General features: G+C 60.9%; 15 protein-coding genes. All 15 read left to right on the forward strand.

Annotated elements, in window-relative coordinates:
* Positions 1 to 25 precede the first annotated feature (25 nt).
* Positions 26 to 1738, forward strand: coding sequence for a nickel-dependent hydrogenase large subunit (locus ROSERS_RS11980; RefSeq protein ID WP_011957045.1), 1713 nt, complete (start codon positions 26 to 28; stop codon positions 1736 to 1738).
* A gap of 8 nt (positions 1739 to 1746) precedes the next feature.
* Entirely contained in the window at positions 1747 to 2523 is a 777-nt protein-coding gene (gene cybH, locus ROSERS_RS11985; RefSeq protein WP_011957046.1) for a Ni/Fe-hydrogenase, b-type cytochrome subunit, read from the forward strand.
* Complete coding sequence (locus tag ROSERS_RS11990) at positions 2520 to 3020, forward strand: HyaD/HybD family hydrogenase maturation endopeptidase (RefSeq protein WP_011957047.1); 501 nt, start codon at positions 2520 to 2522, stop codon at positions 3018 to 3020. Before cybH ends, ROSERS_RS11990 begins: the two co-directional genes overlap by 4 nt.
* 972 nt (positions 3021 to 3992) lie before the next feature.
* Entirely contained in the window at positions 3993 to 5621 is a 1629-nt protein-coding gene (locus ROSERS_RS26830) for an RHS repeat-associated core domain-containing protein (RefSeq protein WP_232282831.1), read from the forward strand.
* 41 nt (positions 5622 to 5662) lie between these two features.
* Positions 5663 to 5989, forward strand: a complete 327-nt coding sequence (locus tag ROSERS_RS12000; RefSeq protein ID WP_011957049.1) for a hypothetical protein — start codon at positions 5663 to 5665, stop codon at positions 5987 to 5989.
* Between the two features lie 474 nt (positions 5990 to 6463).
* On the forward strand, positions 6464 to 6961 hold the full coding sequence (locus ROSERS_RS12005) for an immunity 26/phosphotriesterase HocA family protein (RefSeq protein WP_011957050.1): 498 nt from the start codon (positions 6464 to 6466) through the stop codon (positions 6959 to 6961).
* A gap of 12 nt (positions 6962 to 6973) precedes the next feature.
* A complete protein-coding gene (locus ROSERS_RS12010; RefSeq protein ID WP_157041061.1) occupies positions 6974 to 7207 on the forward strand; it encodes a hypothetical protein in 234 nt (77 codons plus the stop codon).
* A gap of 580 nt (positions 7208 to 7787) precedes the next feature.
* Positions 7788 to 8042, forward strand: coding sequence for a DUF2281 domain-containing protein (locus ROSERS_RS12015; RefSeq protein WP_041333562.1), 255 nt, complete (start codon positions 7788 to 7790; stop codon positions 8040 to 8042).
* On the forward strand, positions 8023 to 8457 hold the full coding sequence (locus ROSERS_RS12020) for a type II toxin-antitoxin system VapC family toxin (RefSeq protein ID WP_011957053.1): 435 nt from the start codon (positions 8023 to 8025) through the stop codon (positions 8455 to 8457). Before ROSERS_RS12015 ends, ROSERS_RS12020 begins: the two co-directional genes overlap by 20 nt.
* 130 nt (positions 8458 to 8587) lie before the next feature.
* The gene (locus tag ROSERS_RS26030) at positions 8588 to 9061 is read left to right on the forward strand and encodes a hypothetical protein (protein ID WP_011957054.1); all 474 of its coding nucleotides are present in this window, start codon (positions 8588 to 8590) and stop codon (positions 9059 to 9061) included.
* A 236-nt stretch (positions 9062 to 9297) separates the two neighbouring features.
* The gene (locus ROSERS_RS26460) at positions 9298 to 9879 is read left to right on the forward strand and encodes a hypothetical protein (RefSeq protein ID WP_011957055.1); all 582 of its coding nucleotides are present in this window, start codon (positions 9298 to 9300) and stop codon (positions 9877 to 9879) included.
* A gap of 64 nt (positions 9880 to 9943) precedes the next feature.
* Positions 9944 to 10417, forward strand: a complete 474-nt coding sequence (locus tag ROSERS_RS12030) for a hypothetical protein (RefSeq protein ID WP_157041062.1) — start codon at positions 9944 to 9946, stop codon at positions 10415 to 10417.
* A 316-nt stretch (positions 10418 to 10733) separates the two neighbouring features.
* Positions 10734 to 10988 carry a hypothetical protein gene (locus ROSERS_RS12035; protein WP_011957056.1) on the forward strand — a complete coding sequence of 85 codons (255 nt, stop codon included), beginning with the start codon at positions 10734 to 10736 and terminating at the stop codon, positions 10986 to 10988.
* Positions 10981 to 11418 carry a PIN domain-containing protein gene (locus ROSERS_RS12040; RefSeq protein WP_011957057.1) on the forward strand — a complete coding sequence of 146 codons (438 nt, stop codon included), beginning with the start codon at positions 10981 to 10983 and terminating at the stop codon, positions 11416 to 11418. Before ROSERS_RS12035 ends, ROSERS_RS12040 begins: the two co-directional genes overlap by 8 nt.
* A gap of 1079 nt (positions 11419 to 12497) precedes the next feature.
* Positions 12498 to 13862, forward strand: coding sequence for a GTPase HflX (gene hflX / locus ROSERS_RS12045; RefSeq protein ID WP_011957059.1), 1365 nt, complete (start codon positions 12498 to 12500; stop codon positions 13860 to 13862).
* The last annotated feature ends 3 nt before the right edge of the window (positions 13863 to 13865 follow it).

Below are 13865 nucleotides of genomic sequence, written 5' to 3' on the forward strand. Positions count from 1 at the left end.
CGAACAGAGGAGCGGAGGAAGCGCCATGCCAAAGATCGCCATCGATCCAATCACCCGTATCGAAGGGCATCTGCGTATCGAAGCGCAGATCGAGCGGGGACGCGTGGTTGACGCCTGGAGCAGTTCAACGATGTTTCGCGGTGTGGAGATCATCCTGAGGGGGCGCGATCCGCGCGATGCGTGGGTGTTCACCCAGCGCATCTGCGGCGTCTGCACCACCGTTCATGCGCTTGCGTCGGTGCGCGCCGTCGAGAATGCGCTGGATATTCAGATTCCCGACAATGCCCGGCTTGTTCGCAACATCATTGCCGGCGCGCAGTATGTGCAGGATCACGTCATCCATTTTTACCACCTGCACGCGCTGGACTGGGTCGATATCGTCAGCGCGCTCAAAGCCGACCCGGTTCAGACATCGGAACTGGCGCAGAGCATTTCCGACTGGCCCAAGTCATCGCCTGCCTACTTCAAAGGCGTCCAGAGCCGCGTGCAGAAGTTTGTGGACAGCGGGCAACTGGGCATATTCGGCAATGCGTACTGGGGACACCCGGCGTATGCACTGCCGCCCGAAGCCAATCTGATGGCGGTAGCGCACTACCTGGAGGCGCTGGAGTGGCAAAAGGACATCATCAGGATTCACGCGATCCTGGGCGGCAAGAATCCCCACCCGCAGACGTATCTCGTCGGCGGGATGGCGACGCCGCTTGATCCGAACGCGCAGCAGGCGATCAATACCATTCGCATTGCGCAGTTGAAGACGCTGGCAGAGCAGGCGCGCACGTTTGTGAATAAAGTCTACATCCCTGACATCCTCGCCATTGCTTCATTCTACAAAGACTGGGCCGGGCTTGGCGCAGGTGTGGGCAATTATCTCTCCTACGGCGATTTCCCGGCAGCGAAAGACAGCAATGTCGCCAGTTACTGGCTGCCGCGCGGCGTCATTCTCAACAAGAATATCGACGAGAAACCGCTGCCGATGAGTCACGAGAAGGTGACCGAGTATGTCGCCCATTCCTGGTTCCGCTACAGTGAAGGCGATCAACAGGCGCTGCACCCGTGGAGAGGCGAGACAATCCCCAACTACACCGGTCCTCAACCGCCGTATGAATGGCTCAACACTGACAGCAAGTATTCCTGGCTTAAGACGCCGCGCTACGACGATCAACCAATGGAGGTCGGACCGCTTGCCCGTATGCTCATCGGGTATGCCGCCGGTCAGCAGCGTATTCAGGAACTGGTCAACGCCGTGCTCAAACAGTTGGGGGTTGGTCCGGCGGCGCTCTTCTCAACGCTGGGACGCACGGCGGCGCGGGCGATTGAAACGGCGCTGATCGCCGAACTGTTGCCGCAGTGGATCGATGAACTGGCGGCAAACATAGCGTCTGGCAATCTGGCGATTCACAACAGCACGAAGTGGAGTCCGGCGAACTGGCCCCAGGAGGCGGTTGGTTGGGGGTCGATGGAGGCGCCGCGCGGATCGCTCGGTCACTGGGTGCGGATCAGGGATGGCAAGATCGTCAACTATCAGGCAGTGGTACCAACGACCTGGAACGGATCGCCGCGTGATGCGCGTGATGTGCGTGGACCGTATGAGGCTGCGCTGATCGACACGCCGATCGCCGATCCGGAGCAACCGATCGAAATTTTGCGCACCATCCATTCATTCGACCCTTGCATGGCATGCGCGGTTCATCTTGTGGATGCCCGCGGCGTTGAGATTACCCGCGTCAAGGTGCAGTGAGGTGTGCGATGCGACGACGTGTGTATGTCTGGGAGGTCCCGGTTCGCCTGACGCACTGGGTGAATGTGGTGAGCATCGTCATGCTCTGCTTCAGCGGCTATTACATTGCCAATCCGTACATCTTCGTGAGCACGCGCGAACCGTGGGGCGTCTACTTCATGGGAACGATGCGGTTCATCCATTTTGCGTTCGCTTACATCTTCGTGGCGAGCCTGATCCTGCGCACCTACTGGGCATTTGTCGGCAATCAGTGGGCAAGCTGGCGTGGGTTGTTCCCGTTTCTCACGGCGGAAGGGCGCAGAAATATGTGGCATGCCGTGCAATACTACTTTTTCCTGCGTCGCAATCCGCCGGAGGTTGCCGGACACAATGCGCTGGCAGGCACGTCGTACATGATTATCGTTCTGCTGTACGGCTTGAGCGTGTTCACCGGCTTTACCATCTATGGCCAGTTGCATCCCGCGAGCATCTGGTACACGCTCACCGATTGGGTGACATCACTGGTGTCACTCCAGACCCTGCGCCTCGCTCATCATATCATTATGTACCTCATTCTGGCGTTCGTGGTGCACCATGTGTATGCAGCCTGGCTGATCGACATGGAAGAGGGAAATGGCTTGATGTCGAGCATTTTCAGCGGCTATAAGTTCCTGCCCAGGAATCAGCAGCCGGACTGGATCGAGCAGGTTGTTGCGCGGAACGGGAAGCGCAACAATCACGCACTGAAGGTTGCAAATCCAGGGACCCAGGCGCGGAGCATTGGGGCGAAAGGCGGCGAGGGATGAGGTCGAACGGCAAGACGCTGGTTCTGGGGCTGGGCAACATCATCATGCGCGACGAAGGATTAGGAGTGCGCGCATGCGAGCGCCTGACACAGTGCTACCGCCTGCCAGACGACGTCACGGTGCTCGACGGCGGAACGCTGGGATTGGATCTGCTCCCATACCTGGAAGGAGTCAATGATCTCCTGATTATCGATGCAGTGAGCGCTGGCGCGCCACCCGGTTCACTCGTTCGACTGGAGAATGAACAGATTCCGCAGGCGCTGGCGCTCAAGATGTCGATGCATCAGGTAGGCTTGCAGGAACTTCTGGCGGTTATGGCGTTACGCGGGCAGACGCCGCCGCGCTGCGTGTTGTGGGGAATGGAACCGCTGATCCTGGAACCAGGGTTGGACCTCTCGGAACCGGTAGCGATGAACCTGGATGCGCTGGTCACATCGGTGGTCGCTGAACTGCGCTCCTGGGGGATACCGGTTTCCGATCCGTTGAAGGCTTCGTAGCACAATCACGCGCGAGGCGAGAGGGGAGAGGCGCGAGGCGCGAGGGGTTGAAGGTTGCACGTTGCACGTTGCACGTGGGACGACAACGTGGAGGGGCGCAGCGGCGCTGCGCCCGTACCGGCAGCGGGGACAGTGGCGCGAGGCGCGAGGCGCGAGGGGTTGAAGGTTGCACGTTGCACGTTGCACGTGGGACGACAACGTGGAGGGGCGCAGCGGCGCTGCGCCCGTACCGGCAGCGGGGGCAGTGGCGAGGGGCGCGAGGCGCGAGGGGTTGAAGGTTGCACGTTGCACGTTGCACGTGGGACGACAACGTGGAGGGGCGCAGCGGCGCTGCGCCCGTACCGGCAGCGGGGACAGTGGCGCGAGGCGCGAGGCGCGAGGGGTTGAAGGTTGCACGTTGCACGTTGCACGTGGGACGACAACGTGGAGGGGCGCAGCGGCGCTGCGCCCGTACCGGCAGCGGGGGCAGTGGCGAGGGGCGCGAGGCGCGAGGGGTTGAAGGTTGCACGTTGCACGTTGCACGTGGGACGACAACGTGGAGGGGCGCAGCGGCGTTGCGCCCGTACCGGCAGCGGGGACAGTGGCGAGGGGCGCGAGGCGCGAGGGGTTGAAGGTTGCACGTTGCACGTTGCACGTGGGACGACAACGTGGAGGGGCGCAGCGGCGCTGCGCCCGTACCGGCAGCGGGGACAGTGGCGAGGGGATGAGGCAAGAGGCGAGCGAGGCGCGAGGGGCCTCCTCACTCTAGCGAAATGCAACACGCATGATTGAGCCATGTGCGTGCCGGGTGCGCGGGCGTCCCGCCCGCATGACCGTATGAGGCGCGCAATCCCGGCGGTCAACTGTTTTGCACGTCGCTGTACCCCCTGACCTGCGCAGGCGGCACTGCATGAACTCCTGGAAACTCACTGCCAGCACGTTCGTGATCGCAGGAGCGTGTTTCGCCGGAGCGTGGCCCATCCGCCCCAGGGTGTGATACCGATCAATCTGCTGGAAGGGGAGACTGTTCGGCAGGACATCGCTCTCCGCAGTTCGCCCTCCAAAGCCTGCCTGCCCTCGCTCCAGGGGTGGCAGGTCAGCCCCTTCATCGGTTCGGCGACCTATGCGTATCCGCTCGAGGTTCCCGCAGGCGCGGGCGGTTTGCGCCCGCCGCTGGCGCTGCACTACGACAGCGCCGCCACCGACGGCGCCAGCGGTATGCGCGAAAAACAGCAGGCCGGCTGGGTCGGCAAAGGATGGACCCTCGACCCCGGCGGCGCCATCGCGCTCAACCGCGTTGTCATCAATCTCGACACTGCCAGCTGGGTGGATTACTATGCGTTGACCCTCAACGGGCGCGCCTACGACCTGATGCGCCAGGAGGCGCGCGCTGGCGTTAGCAACCCCGACCCGAACAACCCCGCCCACCGGGTCTGGCGCCCGACGAGCGATGCCGCGCTGCGCATCCAGGCGGACTGGATCGGCTGGACTTGGGAAGGTAATCCTGAACTCGGCGCGACCATCGTCACCGTCGTCGACCTCTGGGAGCGCACCGTCGGCGGCGCAACGACGCACTTCTACCGCTTCGGCGCCGACGTCATCGGCGTGCGGCGCAGCGACCAGGGAACGCAGTATCTCTTCAGCGACCACCTGGGAAGCGTGAGCGCAGCGACGACCGCGAGCGGCGCGCTCGTAGGAATGCAGCACTACGACCCGTGGGGGCGGGTGCGCACCGGCGGCATCGGACTGACGGCGCGTACCTTCACCGGGCAGCGGCTTGATGCAACCGGATTGTTGTATTATCATGCCCGCTACTATGATCCCGCGCTCGGACGGTTCATCTCGCCGGATAGCATCGTTCCTGAGCCAGGCAACCCGCAGAGCCTCAACCGTTTTGCGTACGTTTACAATAATCCGCTGAAGTACACCGATCCCAGCGGGCATTGCCCCATCTGCATCAGCGTCGCTGTGGGCACGGTCATCGATGTGGCGACCGACTTTTTCATCGCCAAGGCTACTGGCACCGAGTTCGACCTGGTCGAATCGCTCACGGTGAACGGAGCTACCAACCTCCTTACAGCTGGCTTTGGCGGCAAGCTGGCCAAGCTGCGCCACCTGGGGAAACTGGCGGGGTTAGTGGACGATATGGCCAGCCACGGCGATGAGGCCGCCGATGCGCTGCGGGCGGTGGAGAATGCTGGCGATACACTACGAAGAATTCCACTTGGATTCAAGAATGCTAATGAGTTCGCCCAGTTTGGCGCTCGCTTGAAGGGTGGTTTGGAGAACGCCGGGTATGAGGGTGTTCAGGCCATCTTCCAAGGTAGTTCCGTCACCGGTGTGAAATATACAACAGGTGCACCTTTCGACGTTGGTCGTGTGAGCGACTTTGATATCGCTCTGGCGAGTCCCACTCTCTTGCAGCGCGCTAAGGAACTTGGCATCGAGCTTCGGGGCGGCGGCACACGGACAGGTCCGCTTGGGAGAGGAGATCTTGAAGCTTTGGGACTCCTCGATCTCAGAGAGGAACTTAGTCAACTTGTTGGGAGAGATGTTAACTTCATGATCTACAAGTCCGTTGAAGATGCGGTGAGACGAAGCCCAAGCATTTTTGTACCGTAACTACCATGCAATTATAGCCTCGATGAGTTCAGGAGGGAAGTATGAGGACTGACGACCTCTACGGATTTAAGCATGATAATCTGGAGGCGGCGCGGGTAGCAGTTGAGCGAGCACTTGGTATCAGACTGGTCGCACACGAGAGCTTATATCTCGGTGGAGATTACTATCGCTTGGGAAGCATGTGTGAAGAGCACTTTATACTGCGGCGGAACATTGATCTCCTTGACAACGAGCCAGCGGAACGAGAATTTCCTGAGACAGGTATCCTACTTTACGTGGAAGGGACTGAGCGATCGGAAGAGCTTGAGCAGATATTAACTACGAGGATTGCAGGACTAAGCCTGCTAAGAAGAAAGAAATTTGATTGAAGCGTAGTCACAGGGCATGCAGGGTCGAAGACCTACCCGCCGTTCTTTGCACTACTAAGTTCGACCTTATCCATTCAGTAGACGAAAAACGGAAGGCAGGGCATACTTGACTGGAACCCAACCGCCAAGAAGGGATCAGCGATGCGCAACCTGCCACAGGCAAGGTTGAACACTCCTGGGAATGGCGCGCCCCACGCGATAACCGAAATAATGGTCTTTGAATAAATAATCCGGTATAGCCCGCACAGGCGGGCTTCGCATTCCATAGCCGAGGGCTTGAGCCCGACGGCAAGAGGTGCATACCGGATTTATTTCTCAATCTCCATGAGCCCCACGGCAAGGGCGAATACTGGATTTATAGCAGTTCTCACATAGCCCGACGGCAGGAGGCGCATACCGGATTAAGTACTCAATCGTCAGGAATATCTGGATGCAGCCCGGCGCTTTGAAGAAATGATCCAGTAGGAGAGGCAGATGGACAGGAAACCGCGCAAGAAGCGCATCAAGTATTCTGAAGGGCAATGGTTTGCTGTCCCTTTGAAGGATGGAGGATATGCCCTGGGAGTCATCGTGCGGGGAAGTTACAAAACGAAAGGAGGCTTGGGCTATTTCTTTGGACCCCGGTATGAAAGCGTTCCGGATGAGCAAGAGACGTGGACCAAGCAGCCTTCGGATGCCGTGTTGATCGCCTGGTTTAGCGACCTGGGCATTACACGGGGGAAATGGCCGCTGATTCCCAGCACGTGTCCGTTCCGGCGAGAGGAGTGGCCGATACCCACATTCAAGCGGCTAGATGCGCTCAAGCCCGAAAAGGGATGGCTGGTAGAATATAGTCAAGACACTGATGGCGTGCCAATCCCGGTGCGAGAGCGCTATTGCAATGCAATGGAACTATTGGACATACCTGATGACGGAGATTATGGCTATGAAGCGGTGGAGATTGTTTTGACCAAACGTCTCGCTGAAGGGTAGCCTCTCTCTTGCGTGCTCGATCAACGAACTCCCACACCTTCGGCGTACTGGGCAACGTTGACGATGGATGTGGGGGCAGTCATCCTGCCAGCGGCCATCGCTGAGCTCAAGCGACCGGGGCGGCAACGCATCCGCTTCGAGTTCAACGCCATTCCCGATGAGCTGGATCTGATGCTGGCGGACCTGGCGGGGCGAGACAACCCGGACGTCGCGTGGGCGGAAGTGGCGATGGGGGAGGAGCCGTGAGCGGACGGGACCGCCATTCCAAACCGGTGGGCGCGGCCCGAGGCGGGGCGGACCGGAGACCGCCGCGTCCGCAGGCGCTGGTGGCGGCGGACGGGTCGGAGCAGCGCGCAGCCGCCGCGCGCCGGTCGGCGCAGCGACCGGGGAACGCGGCATCTCTTCAGCGACCACCTGGGGAGTGTGAGCGCAGTTCCCGGTACTCAGTATCTCAGTTCTCGGTTCTCAGTTCTCGGTTCTCAGTTCTTGGTTCTCGGGTTTCACCGGGCAGCGACTTGATGCGACGGGATTATTGGAGTATCATGCCCGGTACGATGATCCGGCGCCTGGACGGTTCAGCGCACCCGAGAGCATCGTTCCTGGCGCATGGCGCCGACCGCTGCGCCGCACAACGCGGCGCGCTGATCCCCGGCGCGAGCGCGGGGACGACGGCGGGAAAGCGTGCAGCGCGATACGGCAACGAGGCGGCGGGTTGGACGGTCAGATGCGATCAGCGATGTCGCTCCAAATCTTGCCTCCGCTCACCACGGCATGCCAATCCGGCGCTTTCAGGATAGATAGAAGACCCGGACAAAGGAGGTCGATAGTGGCGCTGACGGAACCACCCCTGACGGATCTGGTGCAGACGCTTCCGCCTGAGCTGCAACAGCGGGTGCGTCTCTATATCGCCGCCCTGCTGCGCGAGTATGCCCTCCCTTCCAGCCAACCTCTGCGGCAGGACTGGGCTGGCGCTTTGCGTGATCTGCGCGACCAGACGACGGCGCTGGAATTGCAACACCAGGCAACGGCGTGGATGATCGCAGGCGCTATGCACCACGCCAATGACCATGTATCTGATTGATACGAACATCTGGCTTGAGCGCCTCCTGGATCAGGATCGATCCGCTGAGGTACAGCGTTTGCTCGCTGCGCTGCCGTCTCGTCATCTGGCGCTATCCCATTTCTCGCTCCACTCTATCAGCGTCATTCTGGGTCGGTACCGGCGACCTGACGCCCTGATACAGTTCATCGACGACCTGTTCATCACCGGCGATGTCCACCTGGTGACTGTGCCGCCAGAGTCGTTTGGCCGCATTGTCGACGCAATGACCAGCCACCATCTTGATTTTGACGATGCCTATCAATACGTTGCGACCCGTCTGATCAGTGGCGAACTGGTCAGTTTCGACGCCGATTTTGATCGCTCCGATCTTCGGCGGCTGACGCCAGCGACGGTGTTCGCGCGTCTGACGGCGTCCGACACACCGCCTGCATAGCATACTCAGCGATGAGGGCGCAATGGAACGGTCGCCTGGAAGCGACGGGTGTGCGTTGCGTCGATCCCGCGCCAGAACGGAATCCGCGCCGGTTGGGGGAGCGCACTGGAGATATGGGATATCTTGAACAATGAGTCAGGCAAAACTTTCCACCCAGGAAGTATGCCAGGCGCTTATGCGAGAAGTCCGTGAAGCTATCCACGGGAACACCCAACGCCAGGTTGATGTTCTGCAGTATGACGCCCGGGATCGGCTCGAGTCCGACAGTGGCAAGCATATCCTGGCTCTCGCGGGACTGCCGTTTACTGAGCAACAACTGACTGCGCTGGAAGCCGCCTTTCGAGAAGCGCAGGAAGATGTGATCGGATGGTTGTTCGCGCTCATAGATGGCAGCCGTCAACCTCCGGGATGGGCCAGTCGCGCTCCGACTGATAAAGAGAGATACGGGCACAGTCATTGGCCCGGAAATGCTCAAGTGGGAGTTTGGACTGGCGCTGGCAGCCTATCGCGCCCAATTGGACCAGGGTACGAGCGCCTGACCGGACCAAACGCCGAACACACTGTAGTGCGCCGGAGCGCATCATTCCCGGCGCAGGGGCGCTGACCGCTGCGCCGCACGACGCGGTCGCGTAGCCAGCGTGGGCGCAGGGCGGCGGCGCGCCAACCACGCCGCAGGAGCTCAACCGATACGCATATGCGCAGAACGCCCCCCTGCGCTGCACCGACCCGACGGGGCGCTGGATCGAGCGCGCGGTTGATATCGCATGCATCGCCTACGATATCTGGGACATTCGCCAGAACGGGCTGACGTGGGACAATGGGCTGGCGCTGGCGGCGGATGTGGGCGGCCTGCTCCTGCCGGGGCTGACCGGCGGCGGGATGCTGGTACGGGCGGTTGCTCGTGGGAATAAGGCGTTAGATGCGGCGCGGGGTATTCACACGGCAGTCAATGCGGCCCCGGCAGCCAATCTGGCTGATAACATCCATGCTGCCGGTCAGCTTCGCTATCTACGCCATGCAGACCCTGTCGCTCTCGAGACGCTCATGGGTCTGGGGACGCGGAACGGCGATCAAATCTTCGATATTTTGAGCTCGGCTGGCAGTGATGCTGTTATGCGAGGAATAACTGACCGTGTCGGGAATCAGATTATGCTCCTGGCGGGAAACCGCAACAAAGGTTTGAGGCACATCCTCGGCCGCCGCCTGACCGGAGATATTCCTGGAGGATATCCTACTTGCTTCTCGAAGAAAATAAAGGTTGGCGACGTGGTTGACTTGATAGCCCAAACAGTCCAGAATGGGGAACGAGTATTGGACGAGACACGTGGCAACTGGGTCTATCGATGGCGCTATGAGACCTGGGGGTGGATAACCGTTGTGGTCAATCAGGCAGGGGAGGTGGTCAGTGCGTATCCCAAGTAGACCACTCAGGACATTCACCGGGCCCTTTCAGGACATCCGGCTGGATTTCACACCGGAGCCGCCGTTGACGGAACAGGAGCGCTCTCACTACAGTCAGAACTATCCGACGACGCTAGCCTATCTCCACGTTTACCTGGGCGAGGAGGATGCAACCGAACTCCTTCCATCAGGTTACCTGTTATGGATATTGGACGGCCTGCTTCATGGAGTCGCTGATCTGGTAACTGGTCGGTCTGCAACAGCTACAAGCGATTGGGGGAGCGACCCATGGCAATTCGATCTGCGAGGCGATCCCGCGCACAATCGCGTTTATATCACCCTGCACGTGCCTGGGCGATGGGTGGCGATGCGCGATGTATTCGCGCCCTTGGACCGGTTCGGAGAGGAAGTGATCCGCTTGGCCCAGAAGTGGGAGAAGTACCTGCATAGTCTCTACCATGAGGAAATGATCGATCCGGAGTGGGGCAAGGACTACCGCCTGTTTCAGCAGCACTTGAAGCGGGCGCAACACGCACTGCGAAGCTATAAAGGGCGTTAACCACGATACTGAACCACGATATCATAGTGTGAAGGGAACGGACTTCATCCAGCACCATAACAACCGCATAGAGCGCCCCTCTCTGTGGCGCCGCTCCTGAGCTTCACGGTGGAACGGCTGGTGAAGGGCTACTGGGGGGGAGTGTTCGGATCAGCGCCAGCACCCACCACAATCGGCAGCAGATTCGGAACTATCAACTCGATGGCGCCTGAGGCGACTCGGACGACGCGCGGTTTGTCCGGAACAGCGATCATGACGTACAATACACGCACACAAACGCAAGCCAACCTGTGCATCTGCGCACCACGAGGCACGTATGGATACGGCAATTTTCCTGCCCCTCGACGAAAGCCAGGTGATCGCGCTGGCGCGTCAATTAACGCCTGCCGGGAAACGAGCGCTGCTGCGGACGCTGCTCCCCGATCTCGACGAACTCGACCGCCTGGTCGAGTATGGCAATCAACGCATCCGTCAGTTAGCCGCTCAACGTGGACTGGACTGGGAGACGCTCTCTGAAGACGAGCGTATGCGCCTCGTCGACGACCTGAAGCACGACGACGTCCGTGGCTGAGAAAGTCGTCTTCGATGCCAACATTCGATTGACCGCCGTGCTGTGGCGCGGCGCCGCCTACAAATGCTGGCTGGCGGCGCGGGCAGGGCTGGTCGAACTGGTCTATTGCCGGGAAATGATCACCAAGTTTTTGGAGCAGCTCTCGGTCAAGTTCGGTTTTTCGGTTGACCAGGTGCGCGCAGCCGTGCATGAGTTCTGCCGCTTCGGGCAAGCGGTGGCAATTACTGGCACGCTCCACGTCGTGGACAGCGATCCCGATGATATCTTCATCGAATGCGCCCTGGTCGCTGGTGCGCCGATCATCGTGTCTGGCGATCGCCACTTGCTTGAATTGTCAGGATATCAGCACATTCGGATTCTCACGCCGGGTATGTTTCTCGCGTGGCTACGCGACCCGGCGTCATTGGAAGAAGCGAGGAAGAACGAGTAGACCCCTATTCGGATCACCGCAAGCGCCGCCCTGACCTGACTTCCACCTGCGCGCCGACGTCCAACCTAACCCTACCCCACTGCCGCGTGCACGCCGACGCCGACTCCCACCGCCCCGCCCTCCCCAACGCCTGCGGCGGTCGCCCCGCCGACGCTGAGCGAGACGTATGCCTGCGACCGGCCGGGGAACGGGCGCGGCACACGACACGCGGCGTCGTCATCCGGCGACCATCTGGGGAGCGTGCACGATTCCCGGTGCTCAGTTCTCGGTTCCCAGTTCCCGGTTCCCAGTTCCCGGTTCCCGGCCAGTGTGCAACCGCTTATGCCTGCATCCTGCACGTCCTGGGTGCGAGCATGAGTTGTCAGGCAGCCGTCCGCCGCCCCGCCCGACGCTCAAACGTCGGGCTGAAAGCACGAAGGGCGCTGCCGCGCCCGCGCTGGTGTGTGCAGATGCGCTCAGGCAGCCGTCCGCCGCTCTGCCCGACGCTCATGCATTGCAAGCATTCAGTCCGGTAGAGCCCGCGCAGGCGGGCTTCGCAGCGCATTGCCGAGGGCTGATGGTCTTTGAAGAAATAATCCGCTCTAGCCCGCACAGGCGGGCTTCGCCCTGGATAGCCGAGGGCTTGAGCCCGACGGCAAGAGGCGCATATCGGATTAAATGCTCAATCTCCATGATCCCGACGGCAACGGCGAATACCGGTTTATATTCTCAATCTCCATAAGCGTTGGGCTGAAAGCACGACGGGCGCTGCCGCGCCCGCGCTGGTGTGTGCGGATGCTCCGCGCCAGCCCCGCGTCAGCGGGGCGTCGTGCGCTCAGCGCGGGCGTGAACGTCCGCGCGGGCGTGGCGCGCCCTGGTGGATGCGCAGGCTGCAGAACCAGCCCCACCGCCCCGCCCGACGCTGAACCGGCAGGCTGATAGCACAAAGGGCGCTGCCGCGCCCGCACGCTGGGGGATGTGCATACGGAGCGCTCAACTTCTTGTCAATGCATGACTGCACCCGCACGTCCTGTCCCACTTGCTCTATGAGACGGCGCATGCTAGAATAACCTTGCTGGTAACATATATTCATAAGGAGCATGGCGATCAGAGACGATCAGACGACTCCCAACGGCGGGCGCCGTCTTCACGAAACTCGCCCGCCCCGTGAACGCGCTTTTCTCGTCGGTGTGGAATTGACCGGCGGCCGAAGCGCATGGAAGGCTGAAGACTCGCTTCAGGAACTCGCTCTGCTGGCTGATACCGCCGGTCTTGACGTGGTTGGCAGCACGTATCAGCGGCTCAAGCATCCCTTCCCGCGTTATTTCATCGGTCCTGGCAAGATCGAGGAAATTGCAGCGCTGCGCGATACGTTGCAGTACGATCTGGTCGTGTTCGACGATGAGTTGACGCCGGGGCAGGCGCGCAATGTCGAAGACGCATTGCAGACGCGGGTGCTGGATCGGACCGGACTGATCCTCGATATTTTCGCGCGCCACGCGCAGACCCACGAAGGGCGCGTGCAGGTCGAACTGGCGCAGTACCGCTACCTGTTGCCGCGCCTGAGACGCCAGTGGACGCACCTGGAGCGTCAGGCTGGCGGTGGCGGCAGTTCCGCTGGTGGCGTGGTTGGTCTGCGTGGTCCGGGCGAGACGCAACTCGAAGTCGACCGGCGCCTGATCGCGCGCCGCATCCAGTGGCTCGAACAGCAGATCGAGGAAGTTCACCGGCACCGTGAAGTGTATCGTGAACGTCGTCGTCAGAGCGGCATCCCGGTGATCGCTATCGTCGGGTACACCAACGCCGGGAAATCGACATTGCTCAATGCTCTGTCGGGCGCCAATGTGCGCGCTGAGGACCGGTTATTCGCCACACTCGACCCGACAACCCGGCAGGTGACGCTCCCTGGCGGGCAGCAGGCGTTGCTGACCGATACCGTTGGCTTCATTCAGAAACTCCCGACGCAACTGGTTGCCGCATTCCGCGCGACCCTCGAAGAGATCCGTGAGGCGGACGTGTTGCTGCACGTGCTCGACATCACCCATCCGAACGCGGCGCAGCAGACGCAGACGGTGCTCGATACGCTGCGCGATCTCCACGTTGAGGATCGCCCGATCATCACCGTCCTCAACAAAGTTGACCTCATGGCGGGCATGAATGAGGTTGAGACGGAAAGAGTCGCCGAAGCACTCGGCATGCCGGATGACTACGTGGCGGTATCAGCGCGTAAAGGTTGGGGGCTTGACACATTACTCAGCCGGATCGAGCAGACGCTGAGTGAACGAATGATGCCGCTGACGGCGTTCATTCCATACCGGCGCAATGATCTGGTATCACTCTGGCACATGCGCGGCGTGATCGATGAGGAGCGGTACGAAGCGGAAGGGACGCTGATTGCCGGTCGTCTCCCGGTCGAACTGTTGCGCTGGTTCGAGCCGTTCTCGAAGCCGGTTTTTGCTGCATAGCCG

The sequence above is a fragment of the Roseiflexus sp. RS-1 genome (assembly GCF_000016665.1).
GTDB lineage: Bacteria > Chloroflexota > Chloroflexia > Chloroflexales > Roseiflexaceae > Roseiflexus.

Bases quoted from the DNA above. Each gene is read 5' to 3' on its own strand.
- ROSERS_RS11980 (WP_011957045.1), top strand. From the start codon at position 26: ATGCCAAAGATCGCCATCGATCCAATCACCCGTATCGAAGGGCATCTG.
- cybH (WP_011957046.1), top strand. From the start codon at position 1,747: ATGCGACGACGTGTGTATGTCTGGGAGGTCCCGGTTCGCCTGACGCAC.
- ROSERS_RS11990 (WP_011957047.1), top strand. From the start codon at position 2,520: ATGAGGTCGAACGGCAAGACGCTGGTTCTGGGGCTGGGCAACATCATC.
- ROSERS_RS12000 (WP_011957049.1), top strand. From the start codon at position 5,663: ATGAGGACTGACGACCTCTACGGATTTAAGCATGATAATCTGGAGGCG.
- ROSERS_RS12005 (WP_011957050.1), top strand. From the start codon at position 6,464: ATGGACAGGAAACCGCGCAAGAAGCGCATCAAGTATTCTGAAGGGCAA.
- ROSERS_RS12020 (WP_011957053.1), top strand. From the start codon at position 8,023: ATGACCATGTATCTGATTGATACGAACATCTGGCTTGAGCGCCTCCTG.
- ROSERS_RS26030 (WP_011957054.1), top strand. From the start codon at position 8,588: ATGAGTCAGGCAAAACTTTCCACCCAGGAAGTATGCCAGGCGCTTATG.
- ROSERS_RS12035 (WP_011957056.1), top strand. From the start codon at position 10,734: ATGGATACGGCAATTTTCCTGCCCCTCGACGAAAGCCAGGTGATCGCG.
- hflX (WP_011957059.1), top strand. From the start codon at position 12,498: ATGGCGATCAGAGACGATCAGACGACTCCCAACGGCGGGCGCCGTCTT.